This window comes from Psychrobacillus glaciei, assembly GCF_008973485.1.
Lineage (GTDB): Bacteria > Bacillota > Bacilli > Bacillales_A > Planococcaceae > Psychrobacillus > Psychrobacillus glaciei.
The window spans coordinates 2,974,579-2,997,930 of record NZ_CP031223.1 but is presented as its reverse complement, the minus strand read 5'-3'; the positions used below and the strand labels follow the sequence as shown (position 1 = coordinate 2,997,930).

General features: G+C 32.9%; 25 protein-coding genes and 1 pseudogene. 23 read left to right on the top strand and 3 right to left on the bottom strand.

Translation table 11 applies throughout. The annotated features are described in order from the left end of the window. Window positions 1-144: 144 nt before the first annotated feature. Window positions 145-474, bottom strand: coding sequence for an antibiotic biosynthesis monooxygenase family protein (locus tag PB01_RS14105; protein WP_151700786.1), 330 nt, complete (start codon window positions 472-474; stop codon window positions 145-147). Window positions 475-674: 200 nt separating this feature from the next. On the opposite strand from PB01_RS14105, the gene PB01_RS14100 reads away from it, so the two are divergent. Together PB01_RS14100 and PB01_RS21085 are read left to right on the top strand one after the other, a co-directional pair. Continuing rightward, window positions 675-1,211, top strand: a complete 537-nt coding sequence (locus PB01_RS14100) for a GNAT family N-acetyltransferase (protein ID WP_151700785.1) — start codon at window positions 675-677, stop codon at window positions 1,209-1,211. A 72-nt stretch (window positions 1,212-1,283) separates the two neighbouring features. After that, complete coding sequence (locus PB01_RS21085; RefSeq protein ID WP_192797362.1) at window positions 1,284-1,457, top strand: hypothetical protein; 174 nt, start codon at window positions 1,284-1,286, stop codon at window positions 1,455-1,457. Between the two features lie 158 nt (window positions 1,458-1,615). On the opposite strand, the gene PB01_RS14090 is transcribed toward PB01_RS21085, so the two are convergent. Continuing rightward, window positions 1,616-2,107, bottom strand: coding sequence for an Hsp20/alpha crystallin family protein (locus PB01_RS14090; protein WP_151700784.1), 492 nt, complete (start codon window positions 2,105-2,107; stop codon window positions 1,616-1,618). A 201-nt stretch (window positions 2,108-2,308) separates the two neighbouring features. Between PB01_RS14090 and PB01_RS14085 the strand changes: the two genes are divergently transcribed. The 4 genes from PB01_RS14085 to PB01_RS14070 all read left to right on the top strand — a co-directional run bounded on the left by PB01_RS14085 (window position 2,309) and on the right by PB01_RS14070 (window position 5,864). Further along, complete coding sequence (locus tag PB01_RS14085; protein WP_151700783.1) at window positions 2,309-3,433, top strand: NADH-dependent flavin oxidoreductase; 1,125 nt, start codon at window positions 2,309-2,311, stop codon at window positions 3,431-3,433. Window positions 3,434-3,602: 169 nt separating this feature from the next. Beyond that, entirely contained in the window at window positions 3,603-3,812 is a 210-nt protein-coding gene (locus PB01_RS21445; protein WP_151700782.1) for a hypothetical protein, read from the top strand. 260 nt (window positions 3,813-4,072) lie between these two features. Further along, complete coding sequence (locus PB01_RS14075; RefSeq protein ID WP_151700781.1) at window positions 4,073-4,549, top strand: MgtC/SapB family protein; 477 nt, start codon at window positions 4,073-4,075, stop codon at window positions 4,547-4,549. 331 nt (window positions 4,550-4,880) lie between these two features. Beyond that, window positions 4,881-5,864, top strand: coding sequence for a glutaminase (locus tag PB01_RS14070; RefSeq protein WP_151702063.1), 984 nt, complete (start codon window positions 4,881-4,883; stop codon window positions 5,862-5,864). A 51-nt stretch (window positions 5,865-5,915) separates the two neighbouring features. Here the strand turns inward: PB01_RS14070 and PB01_RS21440 are convergent. After that, window positions 5,916-6,893, bottom strand: a pseudogene (locus tag PB01_RS21440) (YpdA family putative bacillithiol disulfide reductase). Between the two features lie 1,097 nt (window positions 6,894-7,990). Here PB01_RS21440 and PB01_RS14055 point away from each other — a divergent pair. From PB01_RS14055 to PB01_RS13975, 17 genes are all read left to right on the top strand, one after another. Then, the gene (locus PB01_RS14055; RefSeq protein ID WP_151700778.1) at window positions 7,991-8,314 is read left to right on the top strand and encodes a hypothetical protein; all 324 of its coding nucleotides are present in this window, start codon (window positions 7,991-7,993) and stop codon (window positions 8,312-8,314) included. A gap of 31 nt (window positions 8,315-8,345) precedes the next feature. Beyond that, the gene (locus PB01_RS14050) at window positions 8,346-10,250 is read left to right on the top strand and encodes an ABC transporter permease subunit (RefSeq protein ID WP_151700777.1); all 1,905 of its coding nucleotides are present in this window, start codon (window positions 8,346-8,348) and stop codon (window positions 10,248-10,250) included. A gap of 81 nt (window positions 10,251-10,331) precedes the next feature. Then, window positions 10,332-10,862, top strand: a complete 531-nt coding sequence (locus PB01_RS14045; protein WP_151700776.1) for an RNA polymerase sigma factor — start codon at window positions 10,332-10,334, stop codon at window positions 10,860-10,862. Next, a complete protein-coding gene (locus PB01_RS14040; protein ID WP_151700775.1) occupies window positions 10,852-11,772 on the top strand; it encodes a hypothetical protein in 921 nt (306 codons plus the stop codon). Before PB01_RS14045 ends, PB01_RS14040 begins: the two co-directional genes overlap by 11 nt. 189 nt (window positions 11,773-11,961) lie before the next feature. Next, window positions 11,962-12,615: a sugar transferase gene (locus tag PB01_RS14035; protein ID WP_225986036.1), complete on the top strand. Its 654-nt coding sequence runs from the start codon at window positions 11,962-11,964 to the stop codon at window positions 12,613-12,615. A 58-nt stretch (window positions 12,616-12,673) separates the two neighbouring features. Continuing rightward, window positions 12,674-13,432 (top strand): tyrosine-protein phosphatase, encoded by a 759-nt coding sequence (locus tag PB01_RS14030; protein WP_151700774.1) that lies wholly within the window; start codon window positions 12,674-12,676, stop codon window positions 13,430-13,432. Between the two features lie 48 nt (window positions 13,433-13,480). Next, on the top strand, window positions 13,481-14,188 hold the full coding sequence (locus tag PB01_RS14025; RefSeq protein ID WP_151700773.1) for a YveK family protein: 708 nt from the start codon (window positions 13,481-13,483) through the stop codon (window positions 14,186-14,188). A 26-nt stretch (window positions 14,189-14,214) separates the two neighbouring features. Then, window positions 14,215-14,913, top strand: coding sequence for a CpsD/CapB family tyrosine-protein kinase (locus PB01_RS14020; protein ID WP_151700772.1), 699 nt, complete (start codon window positions 14,215-14,217; stop codon window positions 14,911-14,913). A gap of 247 nt (window positions 14,914-15,160) precedes the next feature. Next, on the top strand, window positions 15,161-16,033 hold the full coding sequence (locus PB01_RS14015; protein ID WP_225986274.1) for a DegT/DnrJ/EryC1/StrS family aminotransferase: 873 nt from the start codon (window positions 15,161-15,163) through the stop codon (window positions 16,031-16,033). Between the two features lie 46 nt (window positions 16,034-16,079). Continuing rightward, window positions 16,080-16,955, top strand: a complete 876-nt coding sequence (rfbA, locus tag PB01_RS14010) for a glucose-1-phosphate thymidylyltransferase RfbA (protein ID WP_151700771.1) — start codon at window positions 16,080-16,082, stop codon at window positions 16,953-16,955. An 11-nt stretch (window positions 16,956-16,966) separates the two neighbouring features. Next, window positions 16,967-17,965, top strand: coding sequence for a dTDP-glucose 4,6-dehydratase (gene rfbB / locus PB01_RS14005; RefSeq protein WP_225986273.1), 999 nt, complete (start codon window positions 16,967-16,969; stop codon window positions 17,963-17,965). A 42-nt stretch (window positions 17,966-18,007) separates the two neighbouring features. After that, window positions 18,008-18,901 carry an NAD-dependent epimerase/dehydratase family protein gene (locus PB01_RS14000; protein WP_225986272.1) on the top strand — a complete coding sequence of 298 codons (894 nt, stop codon included), beginning with the start codon at window positions 18,008-18,010 and terminating at the stop codon, window positions 18,899-18,901. Between the two features lie 22 nt (window positions 18,902-18,923). Next, the gene (locus tag PB01_RS13995; RefSeq protein WP_151700768.1) at window positions 18,924-19,520 is read left to right on the top strand and encodes a GNAT family N-acetyltransferase; all 597 of its coding nucleotides are present in this window, start codon (window positions 18,924-18,926) and stop codon (window positions 19,518-19,520) included. A 253-nt stretch (window positions 19,521-19,773) separates the two neighbouring features. Continuing rightward, window positions 19,774-20,601: a glycosyltransferase gene (locus tag PB01_RS13990; RefSeq protein ID WP_151700767.1), complete on the top strand. Its 828-nt coding sequence runs from the start codon at window positions 19,774-19,776 to the stop codon at window positions 20,599-20,601. Then, on the top strand, window positions 20,598-21,311 hold the full coding sequence (locus PB01_RS13985) for a glycosyltransferase family 32 protein (RefSeq protein WP_151700766.1): 714 nt from the start codon (window positions 20,598-20,600) through the stop codon (window positions 21,309-21,311). The genes PB01_RS13990 and PB01_RS13985 overlap by 4 nt, the downstream gene beginning before the upstream one ends. Window positions 21,312-21,329: 18 nt before the next feature. Next, window positions 21,330-22,439 carry an EpsG family protein gene (locus tag PB01_RS13980; RefSeq protein ID WP_151700765.1) on the top strand — a complete coding sequence of 370 codons (1,110 nt, stop codon included), beginning with the start codon at window positions 21,330-21,332 and terminating at the stop codon, window positions 22,437-22,439. 13 nt (window positions 22,440-22,452) lie between these two features. After that, on the top strand, window positions 22,453-23,349 hold the full coding sequence (locus PB01_RS13975; RefSeq protein WP_151700764.1) for a glycosyltransferase family 2 protein: 897 nt from the start codon (window positions 22,453-22,455) through the stop codon (window positions 23,347-23,349). Window positions 23,350-23,352 lie beyond the last annotated feature (3 nt).

The following is a 23,352-nucleotide window of genomic DNA, read 5'->3' as shown; positions in this document are numbered from 1 at the left end:
CTTTTATGATCAGGATGAAAACAAATTGCAAATTTGTTATTGGGAATGAATCTGGTAGGTGAACTAATTGGTTAGTTAGGGAGTGGGAGAGTTATTTAATGTGCGTCTCCTCCTATAATAGAAACGCACATTAAAGTAAAAGAATCATTCCATTTCGAAAGAGTAGGCTCTCTCTACTTTACAAATTTTAACGGAGTAGTTTTTATACCATTCTTCTTTTCCTTTATTTTGAGCTACTTTGTGAGCAGAGTTTTCTTTCCATGTCTTTATTGCGTCTAATGATTCCCAATAGGAAACGGTAATCCCGAGTTCATCGTCTCTGGCGCTTTCCATACCTAAAAAACCTGGTTGCCCAGAAGCTAACTCATCCATTTTTTGTGCCATTCTACCATATCCTTTATCACCTTCAGTCCGTTGTGAAGAAAAGATGACTGCATAATACGGTGATTGAGGAGCTTTTGAAGTAATGATCATATTTTAATCTCCAATCAAAAATATAAGTATATTTCATGTTTCATAAGAATTATGCATGAAATTCTAGAAAGTTATTACTAGATTAAATAATCAGCTTTATTAGTAGGTATGTCAATGCAATATTGGACAACTCTAAATAGAGGATTTTGCATTTTAATGACGAAATAAATTGATAAGTAAAAGGATTAGGAGAGATATAGATGTTATTACAAAATGAGAAGTTAGTTGTTCGTCGATTAGAACAGAAGGATAGTTCTTTGTTAGCCAAATGGCTTTCTGATCCTGCTGTTCTAGAATTTTATGAGGGAAGAGACAATGCTTTTGACATAGGTAAAGTAAAGGAGAAGTTTTACAACCGTGAAGAGGGTGTAGTGAGATGTATAGTTGAGTTTGAAAAACATCCAATTGGATATATACAATATTATGAAATAGATACTGATGGGAGAGAATTATATGGTTATGGAGATGTACCTGATGTTATTTATGGGACGGACCAATTTATAGGGGAAGTTGATTTTTGGAACAGAGGTATTGGTACACTATTAGTCAAATCTATGGTGGAGTTTTTAGTAGAACAAAAACAAGCAGACAGAGTAGTGATGGATCCACAAACGCAAAACGAAAGAGCGATTCACTGCTATGAAAAATGTGGATTTAATAAGGTTAAACTTCTACCAAAAAACGAACTTCATGAAGGAAAATATCAAGATTGCTGGTTGATAGAGTATATTATATAATATACTATTTGGATAATACATGAGAGATAGTATGACGTAATTGGCTTCCACCACTAGAAAGGATGAACACTCATGAAATATTTAGATGAGCTACTAGAAAAGTATGATCTTCAAGATAAAAAGGAAGAGCTAGTAGATGTAGCGGTTCCTTCTATTGGATTACTAAAAGAGAGCGCTGAGGAGATAGATGTTCCGTTAGGACATTCAAAATTTGGCGGTTTACCAGATTTACCGTTGGAAGACTAATGTACCATACGGGTATTCATGCAGGACAGATTTCACTCATTCAGAAAAATGGGCATAGCCAATTAAAATAATAAAAAGCTACAATGATTGCAATTACCAGTCATTGTAGCTTTTTTTAATATATAGAAGCAAAGAAAAAGTCGACTGAAGTAAATTATTTAGTTAAGCGTATTGTCACCTATTTCAAGGTATCTTCGCATAATATCTTTTTTTGGGAAAGTGATTTTTAGTGTTTCATTGTGAAAAGAGGTAATTGTTTCTTTTTCGGAAATTGAATATGGAAGGGGGATAACGTGCTCTCGTCGTTGATAAAATTGTCTTCTTCCCGTGTGGGTCTCATAATTGACTTCTTCTAGAACGGAACTCTCCACACCAATTCTTAACTGATTACCGATGATTTCTAATTGAATTTGATTCTTCGTACAACCTGGTAATATTGCTTCAATAATCACTTCTGAGTCGGTTTCATACGTGTTAATCCAGTGCGGATTAACGCTAAGATGAGTGTTTATATGCTTAAAGAATTGATTGAAATAAGAGTCCATCCCATTTATCAAATTCAATAGTGAGAAAGGTTTAAAATCCATATCAGACATTCTAACGAGCTGATCGTTATTCTCCTTTGGGACATTGTCATTTCCAAAGGTCATTTTTAATCCTCCTTTTATAAATGCTATTCATGAAATAGATTATGTTTGAGAGGACAATTGGTTGTGGGCATGTGGCTAGAAAATAAGAAGCAGCAATTCCGTCTATTAATGTAAGTATGGCTGAACCTTTCCACAAGACAGGAAGGAATGAAAAAGTGTATCGTAGTAATTGTGTATATGAAAAATATAGGAGGACTACATATGAATACTAAATACGAAAAAATCTTTCAATCTTTTACTTTTCCTTCAGGGGTAGAGGTTAAGAATCGAATAATGATTGCACCAATGACAACTTATTCATCACAAGATAATGGAGAATTATCCGAACAAGAGCTAGCTTATTATAAAGAAAGATCAGGCGGAGTTGGGGCATTTATTACAGCGTGTGCATATGTCAGTTTAGATGGAAAAGGATTTCCTGGTCAATTCAGTGTCGATGATGATATTTTTATCCCAGGACTTAATAAACTAGCGAAAACAATTCAATCGAATGGAACAAAAGCAATTCTGCAGATTTATCACGGGGGTAGACAATCACCACCAACATTATTGCCAGATCATCAGCCTATATCCCCTAGTGCTATTGCAGCAGAACGGGAAGGCTCACCAGTTCCTCGAGAAATGACAGAAGTAGAAATACAAAATACTATTAAAGCTTTTGGTGAGGCTACAAGAAGAGCTATTGAAGCAGGATTTGACGGAGTGGAAATTCACGGTGCAAATACATATCTATTACAACAATTTTTTTCTCCACATTCCAATCGAAGAGAAGATCGTTGGGGTGGAACTCTTGAAAAAAGAATGCAGTTTCCTTTAGCTGTTGTGGATTCTGTAAAAAGAGCGGTTGCAGAACATGCTAAAACACCATTTATAATAGGGTATCGTATATCACCTGAAGAAGGAACAAATCCTGGCATTACGTTGGAGGATACGCTTCAATTTGTTGAAAAGCTAGCAGATCAAGCAATCGATTACTTGCATATATCTGTCATGCATTTCTGGAATGGTTCATTCCGTGAGAAAAATGAATCCCACTCAAGGATTATCAAAATTTATGAAAAAGTTGGTAGTCGTGTCCCGATTGTAGGCGTTGGTTCGCTTCATACACCAGATGAAGTAATAGGGGCATTAGAAACAGGTGTCCCGTTAATCGCATTAGGCCGAGAGTTGCTTATGGAGCCAAAATGGATAGAAAAAGTGGAAGCTGGACAGGAAGATCATATACGCACAACACTTTCAAAAAATGATCAGAAGGAATTAGTAATTCCAGACCTATTATGGGAGCGTCTAGTGAATGTAAAAGGTTGGCTACCGGTAGAAGAGTAAGTATTTTCGTTGTAGTGTGGCAAACAAATAGAACAAGGTTTAAAAATTTATTGAAATAATGGTATAATAGTGAACTTAGGTAGATTAGAAAGTTATGGACCTAATTGAAATAAAGGTTTCCGAAACCTCTCCTTTTGTCGTATTCGGAAACGCTGTCGGAGGTGTCAATATGAATAAAAAATGGACTATAGAAAGTATCCGTGAGTATGTCACGAAGAATTCAGATAGTGTATTACTGTCAAAAGAATATATAGGATACTCGCAAAAACTTCTATTTAAATGCTCTTGCGGAAATAATTTTGAAAAAACTTTCACTAAATTTAAAGGTAACAATCAGAAAAAATGTACAGATTGTTTAGCACCTAGGCCGTCTCGTTAAATTTTGTGAATTTATAGAAAGTATCTATCTCCGTTTTGAATTGTTTCAGTGCTTTAATACATGTATAGATAGAGCTGTCGAAAATGTATTTCGGCAGTTTTTTCGTTTTAATGAAGCATATAAATGTTCATGGCATTATAAAATGTTTTAGAAATCTTTTATAGAAATAAAAGTATATAGATTAATTTTGTTAATAGAAGTAAATCTTATTAAAAAAGGTATTGGTGAAGCAATGAAATTAATGAAAGGAGTAATGCACAATGAATTTTATTACATCATTATTCGATTCACATATTGACTTATATATTAGACTAATTGTCGCGACGTTTATAGGATTTTTAATTGGCTTGGAAAGGGCTATTAAGAATAAGCCTGCGGGGATTAGAACGCATATATTAGTCTGTTTGGGATCAACACTTGCAATGATTCTTTCGACATTAAATCAAGGAGAAGGTAATGATCCTATGCGGTTAGCCGCTCAAGTAATAAGCGGGATTGGATTTCTTGGTGCAGGTGTTATTTGGTTAGATAAGGATAATGTAAAACGTGGTCTTACCACCGCTGCGAATCTTTGGATAACGGCTTGTGTTGGTTTAACAATAGGTTATGGGGCATATGATTTAGCTATTATTACTGCAATATTAATGTTTATTGCGATGAACCTACCAAGACTTGTGGAGAAAATGGGAATATTACCATCAAGAGAAACAGAAGAAGATGATAGCGATGGAGAATAGGATAGGAAGACATGAATTTTAACGTATTAGAATATTTTCATTCGGTTTCAAATGGCACTGTCTCTTCCCTTTTTAGTGACATTCAAATGAGTGCATGCGATTATCGGGAGTAAAAAGTTACAATCACCGCAATTAGTGGTCATTGTAACTTTTTTTTTTGATATTGCACTTTGCATGTAAGACGAAGACTGATTTTCAAGCATTTTCTTTTATTTAATAATATTGATAGTAATTTTTTGAATGTTGTTCTATTCTATATTAAGAAAACAGAATCAATTTATGAACAGTAACGCAGCAACTTCATGGTAGAGGGATGGATAATATGGAAAAAATGATTGATGATTCGAGTATTCAAAAAGAAAATCAAAATATGAATAATATAGATGACTGGGTGGCGCATTATCGTACCTTTTCTAAGGAAGGTAAAAATGCTTCTTACATCCCAGCTTTAGAGAAGGTCAACTCTTCCAATTTAGGTATCTCCATTATAGGGCCAGATGGTACTATGATAAAGTCTGGTGATTGGAATGTTCCTTTTACTTTACAAAGTATTTCCAAAGTTATCAGTTTTATCGCCGCATGCATGCACCATGGTATTCCTTATGTATTAGATAGAGTGGATTTAGAACCAACTGGTGATCCATTTAACTCCATTATTCGTTTAGAAATGCATAAGCCAGGAAAGCCATTTAACCCGATGATTAATGCGGGAGCAATTACAGTTTCTGCCATTCTTCCAGGACAAACTCCACAAGAAAAATTAGAATCTATCTATTTATTAATGGAGAAAATGGTTGGGAAACGACCTTCATTAAATGAGGAAGTATTTGTCTCAGAATGGCAAACAGCAAATCGAAATAGAGCTTTAGCCTATTATTTAAAAGAAACAGGCTATTTAGAAATAGAGGTTGAGGAAGCTTTAGAAGTATATTTGAAACAATGTTCGCTTGAAGTAACTACGGAAGACATCGCTATAATAGGATTAATCTTGGCACAGGATGGATATCATCCAATCCGAAAGGAACAAGTTCTTCCTAAAGAAGTAGCCAGATTAGCTAAAAGTTTAATGCTGACTTGTGGGGTTTATAATGCTTCTGGTAAATTTGCTGCTTATATTGGAATACCAGCAAAAACGGGAGTATCCGGTGGGATAATGTCAGCCGTTCCTCCACGTGTTAGAAATGAAGAATTTCCTTTCCAAGAAGGATGCGGAATTGGCATTTACGGACCAGCTATTGACGAATATGGAAGCAGTGTAGCGGGTGTTATGTTGTTGAAAAAGATTGCAGATACATGGGATTTAAGTATTTTCTAGGATAAAGGTTCTACCAATTACATGAATGTGATTGGTAGAGCCTTTAATGAATTATACATAGGAAAGGCGTTGCGCAATTTCTTCTGCAATTTTCAAACCGTGAAATAGTACATCTCCAATGTACACACTATTGGTAATACCACCAGTTACAACTCCAGAAAGAAAAATGTTTTTGACATTGGATTCGTGTGTTTTAGGATTAAATGAAGGAACTAGCGTAGAAAAGTCGGTTTGAATACCGATACTTTGGAGCAATGAAGTATTAGGCTGATACCCCATGAGGGGAAAAAAAAAGTCATTTTGTATGGAAACTGTTCCATTGGAAGATATTATACTAATGGTTGTTTCATCTATATTTGCAATGGTTGAATTCGGATAAAAGTTTATTTGTTCTTTCTTTAGGAGGTTACGCATATCCAAGAGCAAGGATGGTTTAATGCCTTCTAGGACAGTTTCTCCACGGTGTACAAGTGTAACATAGGAACCGTTACGATAAAGATCAATCGCAGCTTCAATCGCTGAATTTTTACCACCTACGACTGTAACAAGTTATCCAAAATAATTGTGACCCTCTTTATTATAATGTGATACCTTGGATAAACTTTCTCCAGCTACCTCTAACTTTCTAGGGGTATCGAAAATACCAGTTGCAAGAACAATTATCCGCGCCTCGTATGGAATGGCATTGCCTACACGATCTTCAGAGTGGATAGTAAAGGATGCTGTATTTTTAGTAATAGAATTTACTTTTTGATAGCATCTAATATTAATATCTTGCCTCTCTGATACTAAGCGATAATATTTTAGTAACTCATTTCGAGAAGGACGTACATCTTGAGAGAGAAAAGGTATATTGCCAATTTCTAAACGATCGGATGTACTATAGAAAGTCATATGTAATGGACAATTGACTATAGAATTGCCAATCGCCTCTTTTTCAATAATTACATAAGAAAGACCTTTTTCTTGAAGAGCAAGCCCCGTTGATAACCCACATGGCCCCCCACCAATAATAACAACATCATACATACAATTCATAATCTTCCTTCAAAAATTTTGTATAATCAATCGCTGATAGCCAGTCCCAGTATGCTAACACGAGTAAGAATAAATACCAAAAAGCACGTCTGTCGATTAACTATTTTCTTACATTTCAGCAAAAAAGGGTCCATAGAATCCATTTGCATAAACACATTATCGGTTTACTTGGTACACTTCAGAAATAGTACGACTTAGTAGCCGCTAATATTTCCGCTCTAGGCGGACACTTTCCTCGGGGGGAGTGATGAGCCAGCACCCTCGCATGCGCGCCGTTTGTGATAGCTCATCTGTCTCCGAGGAACGAAGGCTTAGAGCGTCACATCGTGTGGCAACGCCTTCGTAACCAACATCCTGTTGACCTCCGTCTGGAATAGCTGCCTGACGCTCCAATCCAAGGAAGTTTGCTAGCTAATCAGTGCGATTATCCTACAATATTAAGGCATATGCTCAACATTAAAATAGTGCACCATTAATAGACACACCTCATGCCAAGTAAAGGCTTTGCTTAGAGATGTATGTTGAGCTCGGAATAGGTTTTGTCGCTCTCAAAGGGTAGTATGTCGCGTTCATAACCTGATATGTCTCATTCAGCCATTTATTGGATTTTTTCAGAAAATGAAGATACTTATTGCCGGAGCGCGTCGGGCTGCATGAGCCGAAGAATGAGATCCACTCGGGTGCAACACGAGGGGGCATACTGCGCACTATTTCTAAAATATAATTCGTTGGTTAACTTTAGTTAATTCACATATGTTTTTGGGAATAATTAGCTAATCAATAGAGGTGCCAAAAAGTTCTAAATCGATTCATGGTATAAGCTCCATTTTTCCGTTTAACAACAAAATGGTAGCTGTATTCTGTAGAAGATCAGAATTTTTGCCGGTTTTAGTGGAATATGAGCATAGACTAACTGGGACTTAAGTCTTTTTTAAAAAGAATAAAATGCTATCATTTCAGCTCGATAATATAGGGTGTAGTGTTAATTTTTTTATTTATGAAACTAATTCAATATAAAAACGTAAATGAATTAAAGAAGGGGAATTTAGGAAATAAAGAAACCTAGTTTGATTAAACGGAGGGATATTATGAGAAAAATAATTACATTACTAATTACTGTAGCAAGTTTAGGAATTGTAAATTGGATTATTACATTTTTATTTAATGCTAGTTTTATAGATATTGCGATTCCTTTTGGAATTGTAGCGATATTTATAATTTATATCGTCACAAATAAAAGTGGAACAAAGAGTCGGCAAATGGATATGCTAATACAAGGTCAAACAGGTATAAAAATGGACTTTACTCAACGAGTAAACAGTGTATCTTTCGTTTTTATAGGATCTCTTATTTATTTTCTACTTACACTTGCAGTTTCTTTCTTCATTTATAGGGAATATTTTATCAACTGATATGTTGGTAGTTAGATAGGAGGGTATTAATATGAGTAGAATTGTAAGCGTTTTATTTAAATTTTTGCTCGGCCTACTAGGGATTATGTTAATTAGCTGCACACCTACGCTATTTACAATAAATGATGCTTTTGATTTTCACGTGTATTTCAAGACTTTTGTTGGGTTATTAAAGGATATAGCAAATCCATCTAAATGGTATTTGAGCTATTTTAATACTTCCATGATTGAGAGAGGAAAAGTATCTTTCCTCGAATATTTTAAAGGTCCTTATCTATACTCTATGTCTGTTTTAATTTCATCTATATTGTTGTCTTTTATTACTGCGCTTCTATTGGCATTTCTAACGATGTTATCGAATAGAACGTTAAAAAAAATTGTTCTACAAATAACCAAAATTCTAGAGTCATTTCCCGATTTTTCATACGTCTTTCTGATTCAAATGGTTGTAGTTCAAGTATATTTAGCAACTGGGTACCGGATTTTATCTTTTTATAGTTTAGGTGGTAATTTGGTATATGTTGCCCCTATTGTATGCTTATCAGTTATTCCGACATTATTGTTTTTCAAACTTTTCCTTTTGATATATAAAGAAGAGTTGAACCAGCCATATGTGGAATTGGCAAAATCTAAAGGTTTGAATAAGGTAGAAATATTAATAAGGCATTGTAGTTCCAACGTCTTGAAAAGTGCATTTTTTCAGTCTAAGTCAATTATTTGGCTCACTTTATCCTCTTTAGTTATAATTGAATATCTATTTGGGATGAAGGGAATTCTTTATTATTTAAGAGCGGACTTTAGCCCCACAGGTATAACATTTATTCTTTTATCGGTGTTTACACCATTTTTTATCTTTTATTCATTCGTAGAGAATTTTGTATATAAAGGAAATGTAGAGAGAAACGTCATTTTTGAGAAATATAATTTGCCGTTTTTACATAGTCAACAACTAAATTCACTATTTAAAATTAGCAATAAAAGAATCAGCTTATCAACATTTAGAATTCGATTTAAGCGCTGGGACATAATCCTCCCAATTTTAATCGTGTTTGGGCTGTTATCTATTAGTTTTTTATACAACATTTTATTTCATGATCAAATCGATCAAATTAATTATATTTATAATGAAGATGGAAAGTTAATAAGCAAAGCACCACATCCCCCATCTAAAAGTGTATTCTTTGGGACAGATTCTTATGGTTATTCTATTTTGCAACAGTTATTAGTCGGTGTGAAATATACTATACTGCTCACATTAATAATTGCAACGATTCGAATAGTTGTTGGATATATAATGGCGATTGTGTATGTATTTTATATGAATAATAAAAGCCGAAAAGTGATAAATGCGATAGCAGATGGCATGCATTTTCTACCATTAACTTTGCTTGTATTTATCTTATTAGTTCCAGTACTTATTAATTCTACAGGGGTTTGGAATACTACATTAACGGAGCGATTAGTGTTACAAGTTCTAATCATGTCAATCATTGTCTTACCCGTCACAACGAGTTCAATTGGAAATGAAATGAATGAAACCTTAAAAAAAGAGTATGTTCAAAACTCTGTAATTATGGGGGGGTCATTAACTTGGGTCATATGGAAGCATATTAACCCACAGTTATGGACAAAGCTAGTTTTATTTTGGACTCAGCATATTGTACAAGTGCTTCAAATGTTTGTTCATTTAGGAATACTTTCGATTTTTGTAGGGGGAGCGGCTTATTACGAAGATACACCTTATCGATTAAAGCCTGATATATCCGAGATTTCTGGGATGATAGCAATTTCGAGAGATGTCTTTGTAACAAAGCAGTTTTGGATGATTATTCCACCTTTATTGATTTTCATGCTCTTAATCTATTGTTTTAATCTGATTGCAGAGGGAATATCGAAAAAACCTAAAAAATATAAAAGGAAAAACACCGGTTTATAATATCCGGTGTTTTTTAATTGTCACATTCTAATGTAGTTGTTTGTCTTACATATAGAGACGAGAAAAGGAGGTGCATAGACAATGTATACAAATGTAACGGAATATGTAATCGAGGAGTCGCATGAGACGAAGGTGGAGGAATTGCTAAAGGAATACCATCAAAAAATCTATGTGTATTGTTATAACATCTTGAGAAATGCGCACGATGCGGAAGACGCTGCACAGGAAGTATTCATTAAAGCATTTCAGAGTAAGAAACTGATGGAAATTAGTAATAGCAGTGCTTGGTTATATAGAATTGCGTACAACTATTGTCTAAATAAGATTAAGAGAAAAAAGATGATTGAATTTATTCCATTTGCTGAAAAGGGAAGATTACAAAAAGAAACTGACAGTAGCGGTGATTATAGTGACTTCGAATTAAGTTACATATTGGCCCAATTGAAACCAAAAGAGAGAGCATTAATCGTTTTAAGAATAATAGAAGATAAAGATTTTACAGAAATAGCGTCTATTTTAGAAATTAGTATTCCTAATGCTAGAAAACGATTTGAACGAATAAAAGCGAAAATCCAAAAAATAATAGAAAGGAGATCAGATAATGGACAATAAAATCAAAACGTATGAAGAGTTTGAAATACGTTTGAAAAGCCAAGCCGTCCCACAGATAGAGCATAGAGATTCGCTAAAGAATAAACTAATTGAACGTAAAAAAACGTATAAACCACTTTGTTTGAGAGCGTCATTTATCGCTATTTTGCTTTCGATATTTTTAACTGCATCTATAGCTACAGCCATGCAATATACCGGATGGAAGCTTTTTAATTCCGAAGGTGAAGAAATTTTTGTCGTAAAAACGATGGAAGACGATGAGAAAAAAAGGGTAGAATACCAAAGTAAAAATATTAATATACAAGATAAGCTAAATAAGGCAGTGCCAGATGGAAAATTCCAATATTTTTTATCAGTTGATGAATATGAAGAACTAGGAGCTACCATATTAACATGGAGAAGTAATGGTGAAAAAATTCTGACGCGAGAAAAAATACCAGATTTTTATAAAGGGTCTCTTGTATTCCCGGAGAGCTTAATAAATAATTATACTTTTACAGAAGGTACAGTATATTATGAAATTGCTGATCATGATCCAGAAGTAGTTGCGGAAGAAATGTATAAGGAAGCTAAAGAAAATAATTTAAAATATATAACGAAGGAAGGTGAATTTTCTAACAACGTAGATTATGTAACACTTATGTATAAGGAAAATGAAAATGATTTTGGAGGAATTCAAATAATTTTGCAACCCTCAGCTGGAATGATGACAACAAAAATTTTGGAAGGCTACACAATGATAACAGAAGAAGGAGTAGACTTCATAGTTAACAAGAAAGAACAAACAATCCTTTTTGTTAAAGAAGCCGACTCAAAAACAATGCTTGTACAAATAATAGCTAATCTCACTGACGAAAATTTTGATGAAAAGAAAGAGCTATTGCCAATTGCAAAAAGCATTATAAAATAATCTAATAATTCCGTTTATAATACTTTAAAATAATATTTTAAGCTGTCCTAAGGGTAATCCCTTGAGACAGCTTATTTTTGTTTCTACAAACTTGTCCCGAAGTTATTTTTATTGGTTCTTTTTTGATAGAGGAGGTGAATATACTCTCTTAATACCATATTTTTTATGAATAATAAAGGAGACTGTGCTTTGGTAAATATTAAAAACATGATGTTTCAGCAAACTAACCATTACTTGTATCAACGTATTGGAAAAAGATGCCTGGATATCTTAGGGAGCATGTTGTTGCTGATTGTTTGTACTCCACTACTATTTCTTTTTTCTATTATTCTGCTCCTGTTTTCTGGAAGACCTATCTTATTTAAACAAGCAAGAGCTGGTATAAACAATGCTTCTTTTACCATTTGGAAATTTCGAACAATGGATACAGAATCAGAGGAATCAAGCAGTCATCAATATGAATGGCTAGATGAAGTACCAAAGGACTTTTCATTTGCTAAACCGGATCATTTAAACATTACAACCTTAGGAAAAATATATAGGAAGTTCAGCATAGATGAAATTCCTCAATTATGGAATGTACTTAAAGGGGATATGAGTTTTATAGGACCTCGACCTGAAATGGTAGAAATAACAAATTGCTACTCTAACGAACAAAAGAAACGACTTCTCGTCAAGCCAGGAATTACGGGATATGCCCAAGTTCATGGTAGATCTCAAATTACTCATGGAGAAAAAGTAGTGCATGATTTGTATTATGTGCATCATTGTTCATTTTTGCTAGATATAAAGATTGTAATAAGAACTATTCTAATCGTTATTACAGGAAAGGGGGCCCATTGAGGATGGGCTACATGGACAAGTTATATATTTTAATAATTTTTCAAAAGGAGTAGTAGAAGTGCTTGTAGATATCCATAATCACATTTTACCAGGACTAGATGACGGAGCACAGTCCATGGAGGAAGCAATATTACTAGCTGCAAATGCAGTTGCAAATGGGGTAACACATATAATTGCTACTCCGCATCATTTGAATGGAAAATATATGAACTCTTCTATAGTAGTGAAAGAAGCAGTAGCAAGTATATTTAGAGAGCTATCCAACAAAAATATTCCTGTGAAAATTCTTCCTGGGCAAGAAATCCATTTAACTCCGAATATTCTTGAAGATTTAGATAATAATTTATTAACCTTGGCAAACAGTGGCAAATATATATTAATAGAATTACCTTACAACCATATTCCTGCTCAAACTTTAGAATCCTTTTATCAGATCCAACTGAAAGGATACATTCCAATTATTGCACATCCAGAAAGAAATTCTGAACTAAGAAGAAACAAACAATTGCTATATGAGTTTGTAAATAAAGGAGCTCTTATCCAAATTACAGCTTCGAGTTTAATTGGAGCAAATGGGAGAAGTTTAAAAATGTACACCAAGAAATTAATCAAACACAATTTAGTGCATTTTATTTCCTCTGATGCACATCATTATGTAAAAAGACCATTTTTGTTAAAAAAAGCATACCAATATGTAGAGAAAAAATTTTCTGAAAGTCATGTGACTTACTTTAGTGAAAATGCAAAACACGTCCTATTTGGTACAGAGTTTCTACCTTTGCCACCAGTCGGTTTCAAAAAAAGCCGTCATTTATGAATGAAAAGTTGAACTATTATAATGGACGAGCGCTAGGGGGAAACTATTATGGAGGAAACAATTAGTTTACATGAAATTTTTAAGATAGTTAAGAAACGGATTGTCCTCATTTTTAGTACACTCTTCATAGCATTAACAATTGCAGGAACAACTAGCTACTTCTTTCTGACACCGATTTATCAAGCTTCAACACAAATTCTCATAAATCAGAAGGAATTTATTCAAAATAAGTTTAACAGTCAAGACATTGAAACAAATCTTCAATTAATCAACACATATAATGTCATAATAAAAAGCCCAGTTATACTTTCAAAGGTAATCGATAAATTGAATTTAAATTCAACACCGGCTTTACTTAATACCAAAATAACTGTTAATAGTGAGCAAAACTCACAAGTTATTAACGTTAGAGTTGAAGATCCAGAGTTGCAAAAAGCAATTGATATCGCGAATATGACGGCCGTAGTGTTTCAAGAAGAAATACGAACACTGATGAATGTGGATAACGTCAATATTCTCTCACAAGCAGTTTTCACAAAGAATATATCTCCTATTAAACCTAAACCTATCCTTAATCTTGCAATAGCAGCAGTCATTGGATTAATGCTTGGTATCGGGATAACATTTCTCTTAGAGTTTTTAGACACGGCAGTTAAAACAGAAGAGGATATTGAAGAACTGCTAGGATTACCTCTTCTAGGACTCATTAGTCCGATTTCTTATAAAAAAATAGGAAAGAACAAAAGAATTGACTAGCACCAATAGAAAGAGGGGATCCAAGCGTGTTTAAAAAAAAGAGAAAGAAAATGAAACAAGTAGCTGTACGAAAGCTTGTGACAATCGCTAATCCCAAATCAATTATTTCAGAACAGTTTCGAACAGTTCGGACAAATATCAATTTCTCCATGCCAGATAGGGAACTCAAAACGCTTCTCTTTACTTCTTCATCCATAGGAGAAGGTAAGTCCACAATCGCAGCAAACGTTGCAATTGTTTTCGCGCAAGAAGGAAAAAAGGTGTTACTCATTGATGCAGATCTAAGAAAGCCGACAATGCATTATACATTTCACAAATCAATCTCTCCAGGATTGACCAACTTACTAACGAGTCGTTGGAATTTTGAACAGATAGTAAAAGAATCTGGATTAAATGGACTAGATCTAATTACATGTGGACCAATACCATCCAATCCTGCAGAAATTCTTGGAACGAGTTTAATGGATATTTTTGTGAAAGAAATAAGAGAGAAATATGACATGATTATTTTCGATGCTCCTCCAGTTCTTTCCGTTTCGGATGCACAGATTCTTTCAAATAAATGTGATGGTACTATACTTGTCATTAGTTCAGGTAAAGCGGAGAAAAGGAACCTGGTAAAAGCTAAAGAAGTACTCCAAGCTTCGAAGGCAAACATAATCGGGACAATTCTTAACAACTATAAACTTGAGAAGGATCATTACTATTACCAATATTACGAGTAATAAAGTGATAAATAGATAAATTATCATCTGGAGGAGGCTATTAATCATCGAAATTATGTTTAAAGAACCTATTTATATAACAAGACCACTGCTTCCAAATCTTCAAAATGTCTATAACGGATTGCCTGAAGTATGGGAAAGTAAATGGCTCACGAATAATAGTCCACAGCAATTTAGGTTAGAGGAACAATTAAAAAAGTACTTACAAGTCTAAAATTTATCCTTATTTAATAATGGAACATCCGCAATACTTTTAGGAATAAAAGCTTTAAATCTTACAGGCGAAGTCATTACGACTCCATTTACTTTCCCTGCAACGGTTCAGGCGCTCGACTGGAATAACTTAACCCCTGTATTTTGTGATATAGATCCCACTACACTTACTCTAAATGCCGCAAAAATCGAATCACTCATCACAGATAAAACTTCTGCTATTTTAGGAGTTCACACATTCGGAAATCCATGTGATGTGGATCAAATTCAATTAATAGCAAATAAATATAAATTGAAAGTAATTTATGACGGTGCTCATACTTTTGGAACTACCATTAACAATCAGCCAATCGGAAAGTTTGGAGATATGACGATGTTTAGTTTTCATGCCACTAAACTTTTTAATACGGTAGAAGGCGGGGCATTAGCTTTCAAAGATGAAAGTTTAGTAGAGAAATTAAACTTGCTTAAAAATTTTGGAATAGCAAACCCAGAAGAGGTTGTATTGTCTGGACTAAATGCAAAGCTGAATGAAGTTCAATCCGTAATCGGTATAGAAGTGTTGAAATTGGTTGAAACGGAATGTAGGAAAAGACATGAAATTAAACGAGCATACGAACAGAATATGGCAAGCACACCCGGGATAAACGTGCTGACGAAATTAGAATTGGATAATAGCAGCTATCAGTATTTAGTCATCCAAATAGATGAAGAAATATACGGCAAATCACGAGATTGGCTACATGAGGAACTAAAAAAGTATAACGTGTTTACACGTAAGTATTTCTATCCTCTATGTAGTGATTTTCAATGGTACGAGCATTTGGAATCTGCTCGAAAAGAAAATCTTCCGCAAGCACAAAAGCAGTTACACAAGTATTGGTTATGCCATTCTATGGAGATTTAGAAATAGAGTCAGTGGAGAAAATCTGTAAAGTGATTCGGAACTTTATATGAAAGGAATAATTTTAGCAGGAGGATTAGGTACAAGGTTATATCCACTCACAAAAGCAATTTCAAAGCAAATGCTACCAATTTATGATAAACCAATGATTTATTACCCACTATCAGTATTAATGCTTGCAGGAATTAGAGAAATATTAATCATATCAACTAATAGAGATATTGAAAGTTTTGAAGAATTATTAGGAGATGGAAGTAAGCTTGGCATGAAATTGCAATATGCTATTCAGGAAAGTCCTAGGGGTTTGGCTGAAGCTTTTCTAATCGGAGAGGAATTTATAGCTGAATCTTCGGTTGCTTTAGTGTTAGGAGACAATATCTTCTATGGTTCAGATTTTGGTAACACAGTGCAGGAAGCAGCGAACTTATCAAAAGGTGCAATGATTTTTGGTTGTTTCGTGAAAGACCCAAGAGCATATGGCGTTGTAGAAGTGGACGAGAAGAAAAATGCAATTTCCATTGAAGAAAAACCAAGTGATCCAAAGTCTTCCTATGCAATACCTGGTTTATATTTTTTTGATAATGAAGTTACGAAAATCGCAAAAAAAGTAAAACCTTCTGATAGAGGGGAAGTAGAAATTACTTCTGTAATTGACGAATATCTTCGTAAAGGAGAATTGAAAGTGAAAATTATGGGGAGGGGCTTAGCGTGGCTCGATACAGGTACTCATGAGTCACTACTTAAAGCATCCAATTTTGTGGAAGCTATTCAAAATCGCCAAGGATTATACGTTTCGTGTATTGAGGAAATTGCATTTCGTAGGAATTATATATCTAGGCAACAATTACTACAACTGGCTGTACCGTTAATGAAGACAAATTACGGCAAGTATTTGGTTGATGTTGCGAATTCCAAGAGAGGATAAAGGAGATTATGATGAATATTTTAGTTACAGGTGGAGCAGGATTTATCGGATCAAATTTTATTCGATATATGTTATCAAAATACAATTATACCATAGTTAATCTAGATCTATTGACATATGCTGGAAGTGTCCAAAATTTAAACGGTATTGAACACTCAGAAAAATATCGTTTTATTAAAGGAGATATTCGAGATCGAGAACTATTAAATAAACTCTTTCATCAATACGATATTCAAATCGTTACCCATTTTGCAGCTGAATCCCATGTGGACAAAAGCATTGATGATCCCGAAATCTTTTTGAATACAAATGTTTTAGGAACGCAAGCTTTGTTGGATACAGCAAAACAGTATTGGAAGGTCGATCAAACAGACAAGTATTGCACCGAATATAAAGAAAATGTTAAATTTGTTCACATTTCTACGGATGAAGTATACGGTACTTTAGGGAAAGATGGATATTTTACAGAAGAGACAAACCTCTCTCCAAATAGTCCTTATTCTGCATCTAAAGCTTCTGCAGACATGATGGTTAGAGCTTATTATGAAACATTTAAGCTACCAGTAGTTACGACAAGATGTTCCAATAATTATGGTCCGTACCAACATTCTGAAAAGTTAATACCACTAATGATCCATCATGCAATAAATGATATCCCCCTACCGGTATACGGGGATGGTAAACAGGTTAGGGATTGGTTGCATGTGGAAGACCACTGCTCAGCTATAGAAACCGTCCTCCATAATGGAAGTATTGGGGAAGTGTCCAACGTCGGTGGAAACAATGAAAAAGAAAATATTGAAATCGTTAAACTAATTCTAAATGCTTTAAATAAGAGTGAGAGTTTAATTGAATTTGTACAAGACCGTCTTGGACATGATAGGAGGTATGCTGTAGATAATTCTAAAATAAGTAAAGAATTGAGCTGGTTCCCTTCTTACTCTTTTGAAGAAGGTATTGTAGAGACAATTCATTGGTATTTAGATAATGTAAGCAAAAATGATTTATAGGTATCGAAATTTAATTGAATCGGAGGATATCCATTGAAGGTAATGGTGACAGGAGCAGCTGGTTTTATCGGTTCTTACGTCGTACAAGCATTATTAGAACAACAAATTTCCGTTATAGCAGTAGATAATTTATCTACTGGAAAGTTAAGTAATCTACCAGAAAACGTTATCTTCTATGAAATAGATATTACGCAAGAGGATATTGAGGCGGTTTTTCAAATGGAACAACCAGACTATGTCATTCATTTGGCTGCACAATCATCAGTTATCGAATCGATGAGTAATCCGGTAGAAGATTGCCAAGCAAATTTATTCGGTACTTTGAATATTTTACGATATGCAAGACAATATGAAGTGAAAAAATGCGTGATAGCTTCCACAGCGGCAGTCTATGGTAATCCAACTATATTTCCAGTATTTGAAGACAGTAAACTTTCTCCACTCTCTTTTTATGCTCTTTCTAAACTAACTGCTGAAAAATATGCTCAGCTTTACGAGAAACTATTTGAAGTAAAAAGCAGTATATTACGATTTTCTAATGTTTTTGGCGCGAAGCAGCCAAATGGAGTTATTACAAATCTTATCCATCGATTAATACAAGGAGAAAATCCAGTTATTTATGATGGCAATCAAACAAGAGATTTTATCTATGTTAAGGATGTAGCTGCGGCGTGTGTACAATCTATACAGTCTGATTTCACAGGGGTATGTAATATTAGTTCCGGTATAGAAATCTCTATTCATAAATTATATAAAGAGATAGCTAAATTAACGGGTATGAAGGTAGAACCAGTTTATGAATCACTTAGAGAAGGAGAGATTGAGCGGAGTGTTCTCTCTAATGATAAAGCAATTGCATCACTTGAGTGGGCCCCAGCTTATAGTTTTGCTGAAGGTTTGAAAGAAACCATTCAGTATTACACACATCAAAAGTAACCAAATTAGAAAGGGGAATGGTTTGGAGCTTATCCAGATTAAAACACTTAAGCATTTAGAAGTATTCAAGAAAGAATGGAATGCTATTTTGGAAGAGAATAAAAATGATAATCCATTTATTGAATACGTTTTTATTAGTAATTGGTGGAGATTAAAAGAACTTCAAGAAAAAGTAGAGATATATGCGGTTAAGGAACATAACCGAATTATAGCGTTTTTTCCATTTCAGGTTAAAAAAAAGCGATCTACTTATGTATTCCATTTTATAGGTCACAGTGATGCCGATTATATGGATTTTATTGTAAAGAAAGTAGATCTGAAAAGAACTATTATGTTCACATTGGATGAATTAATTAGATTGAAAAAAAGTATCGTGGTTTCCTTACATGGGTTATTAGAAAGTTCTAGTACTATAGATAGCTTATCTGAATATCTAATAGCTCGAAATTTGAAATTTCGTGATTATCGAATAGAATCACCTTCTTTTGAATTTGAAAACACTAGAATAATAATCTTTTCTACAAATACTGTAAATGCAAAAATGCATCGCAATTTTTTATGGACAAAGGAATGGAGTTTATCTACGAGACTATCTAAAAGAAAATTTGAAAAACCGTAAACCGTGGATAACTGGGAGCGCTCTGACAACTCACAATAAATAAAAATGATATTACTAAGACAAAAAAGTCTATTATTAACTTTTTTAGGTTCAATTGATATTGCGTAGAATAATACAGATTGCTCAAGCGTATAAATTAATAGAATCGGCTTTTAGGGTATCTAATTATAGTTATAAAGTTCCCATGTAAACTTTAATAATTTATTGTAGGGGAAAGTATGGAAATAATTAACGGGAGAGCAAAGATACCATTATGGTTAGTTTAAAATACTCCGTTTTAATGTCTGTTTACTATAAAGAAAAACCCGAGTATCTAAGAGAAAGTATATCAAGTATGTTACAGCAAAGTATTATACCAGATGAAATTGTTTTAATAAAAGATGGCCCATTAACTGATCAACTTGAGATAATGATAGATGAGTTTAAAGATAATGACATTATTAAGGTTATTTCGTTAGATGAAAATGTGGGATTAGGGAAAGCTTTAAATATTGGGTTATCTAACTGCAGGAATGAACTAATTGCTCGTATGGACACAGATGATATTGCTGATAAAAATAGATGTGAAAGACAACTTGATTTATTTAATAAAGATAAAAAAATAAGTGTAGTTGGAACAGTAATAGAAGAGTTTATTGATTACCCAAGTAATCCAGTTAGTTATAGAAAAGTGAAAATTGAAAATAGGGAAATTAGGAAGCAGATTAAATATAGAAATCCGATGTCTCACCCAAGCGTTATGTTAAAAAAATCCGATGTGCTTAAAGCAGGAAATTATCAACATTGGTTGTTAAATGAAGATTATTATTTGTGGATAAGGATGGTTCAGCATGGTTTTATTTTCAAAAATATTAATGAGCCATTAGTAAAAATGAGAATTAATAATGAAACCTATTTGAGAAGAGGAGGATGGAAATATTTTGCCACCCAAAAAGATTTGTTTGGTTATATGTTAAAAAGTGATTTGATAAATGTATTTGAATATTTATTCAACATCATCATTTGCTTCGTAACACGTGTTTTGTTAACAAATAAGATGAGAAAATTTTTCTATTTGAGAATACTAAGGAGTAAACAATGATTCCTAAAAAAATTCATTATGTATGGATGGGTAAAGGACAAAAATCGGAATTAATATTGAATTGTATAAAAAGTTGGAAAGAAAATTTAATAGATTATGAAATAATTGAGTGGAATGAAGAAAACTTTAATATTAATTCTAATTTATATGTTAAAGAAGCATACGAAAATAAAAAATGGGCATTTGTATCCGATTATATAAGAATATATGTTTTATATAATTTTGGAGGAGTTTACTTAGATACTGATGTGGAGATTCTTAAACCAATTGATAAATTTCTAGAACATAGTGCTTTTTGTGGTTTTGAAAGTACTGCGTATATTTCTACCGCAATAATTGGCGCACAAAAGGGTCATCCATGGACGAGAGAACTATTACAATATTATAACAATAGATCTTTTATTCATAGTGATGGTAGTTTTGACTTAAGCCCTAATGTAACTCATATTACAAGAACAACAATAGATCAGTATGGATTGAATTTAGAGAATAAGTACCAAAAGTTAAAAGAAGATTTATATATATACCCCAAAGACTTTTTCAGTCCAAGTGATTATGGAGATAGTATGAAACAAAAGAACAATAAAATTACTGAAAATTCATATTGCATTCACCACTATATTGGTTCATGGCTAAATTTTCCTGGTAAAATCAAGGTGAGGATTCGAAATCTATTTGGAATAACTTATATAAAAAAGCTTAAAAAATAATTAAAAGAGGAAATTAGAGTGCTTAAGGATATCATGTATATACTAAATTATTTTGCAATTAGTTGGATTTTTATCGCCTTTTTTTGGATTCTTGTTAGTTTAGTATTCCGGGTGAAAAATAATAAAAGTAACTTTAAGGTAAGTATATTTATTACCATCATTTCATTTTCTATTTTTGCTTTTAATTATGAACCAACACTATATACAGATTTATATAGGCATTATGAAATCCTTAATTTGATGCGATCTTATGGAACTTCCTTTTATTACTCGAATGAAATAATCACATCATTTTTATTTAGTATGGTTGCTAGAACAAATTACAATGAATTGTTACCTTTTCTAATCACAATAATTCGTTATAGTCTGTTCTTTTTTCTTTTATATAAATATATTAAAACGTATAAGATTGAAAGTTACTATACTAAATTGTTTATTTTTTTTTATTTTGCTTTCTTTCCATTAATTGAATCAATATCTGGTATACGGTATTATTTTGCAATTACGGTTTTGGCTTATGCGTTATTAAATGAATTTTTTTTTAAAAAGAAACTAATAAATAAAATGTTGCTTTTTGTTCCTATATTAATACATACATCATCTAGTATGTTTTTAGCAATAGGATTTTTAAATATTAGAAAGTTTCGTTACTTAGTTAGGTTTCTCTTATTGTCATGGACTTTCTTTTATCTTGAATTAGCGAAAATACTACAAAATATTGGTTTCGGTTTTACCAACACTACAGCTAACTTGCTAATATCATATATTGAAGAAGATAGAACAATTAGTTTAAGGCTTACAATCGCAAGGCTCGCTATACTTTTATTAATCTTGATAATGTTTTGGATGTTAAAGAGAAGAGATCAAAAAAATTACATGAAGAATATTAAATACTATAACTATATGGAATTACTTTTATATTTTACGATAGGTTCCATTTTCCAAAGTGTATTTTTTCAGCGCAATATTTTTTTTATCGCTTTAATGTGCATGCCACTATTCTTTAATACTTTTCATAGTAAGTTTATATCTCAAAAAATCAAAATAATACATATAATATTTATCTTGATTTTGTCAATTGGGATGTATTTAAACCAAATTTACGGTTTAATATTTGGATATTTTTAAGGAGTCCACAGAGATGATAAAGGTTACTGTTTTTACACCTTGTTATAACAGGAGACATACAATAGAAAAGTTGTATGAGTCATTAATAAGCCAAACATGTTATTTATTTGAATGGGTAGTGGTGGATGATGGATCATCTGATGATACAAAGGAGTATTTTGAAGAGATATTAAAAAATGAAAAAGGTTTTAATATAAAGTATACAAAGGTTTTGAATGGTGGCAAACATCGTGCAATAAATATCGGTTTAGATATGGCTGTTGGGGAATATTTCTTTATAGTGGATTCTGATGATTATTTAACAAAGGATAGTATTGACTTAATTTATATTTGGATTAAATCGATTTCAGAAACGAAGCAAAACTTTGCTGGGGTATCAGGTCTTAAAGGATACAATCAAAATGACATGGTAGGAAAGACTTTTAAAGGATATTACTTAGATTGTTCAGCTCTAGATAGACAGAAGTATAACATTCTCGGTGATAAGTCTGAAGTTGTTAAAACCAGTGTTTTAAAAAAATATAAGTTTCCCGAAATTAATGGAGAAAATTTAATGACGGAGGATATCGTGTGGAATAGAATAGCAAATGAAGGTTATCTAATTAGGTATTTTAATAAAATTAATTATATTTGTGAATATAGAGAAGATGGGTTAACTAAGAAAAGAGATGAACTTTTCTGTAGTAATTTTATTGGCTACACTCTTTATATTAATGAGCTTCTTAAATATAAAATAATTCTAAAAGTAAAATGGCGTGCAATTATGGCATACGGGTACAGAGGAAGATTAATTAATCAACCTTACAAAACTCTTGCAAAAAATATAAATATATCAACTCCTATTTTATTTATATTAATAAAATTTGGTTTTTTTTACAAAAGAGTTATTGAAAGATTTTTAAAGAGGTGATTA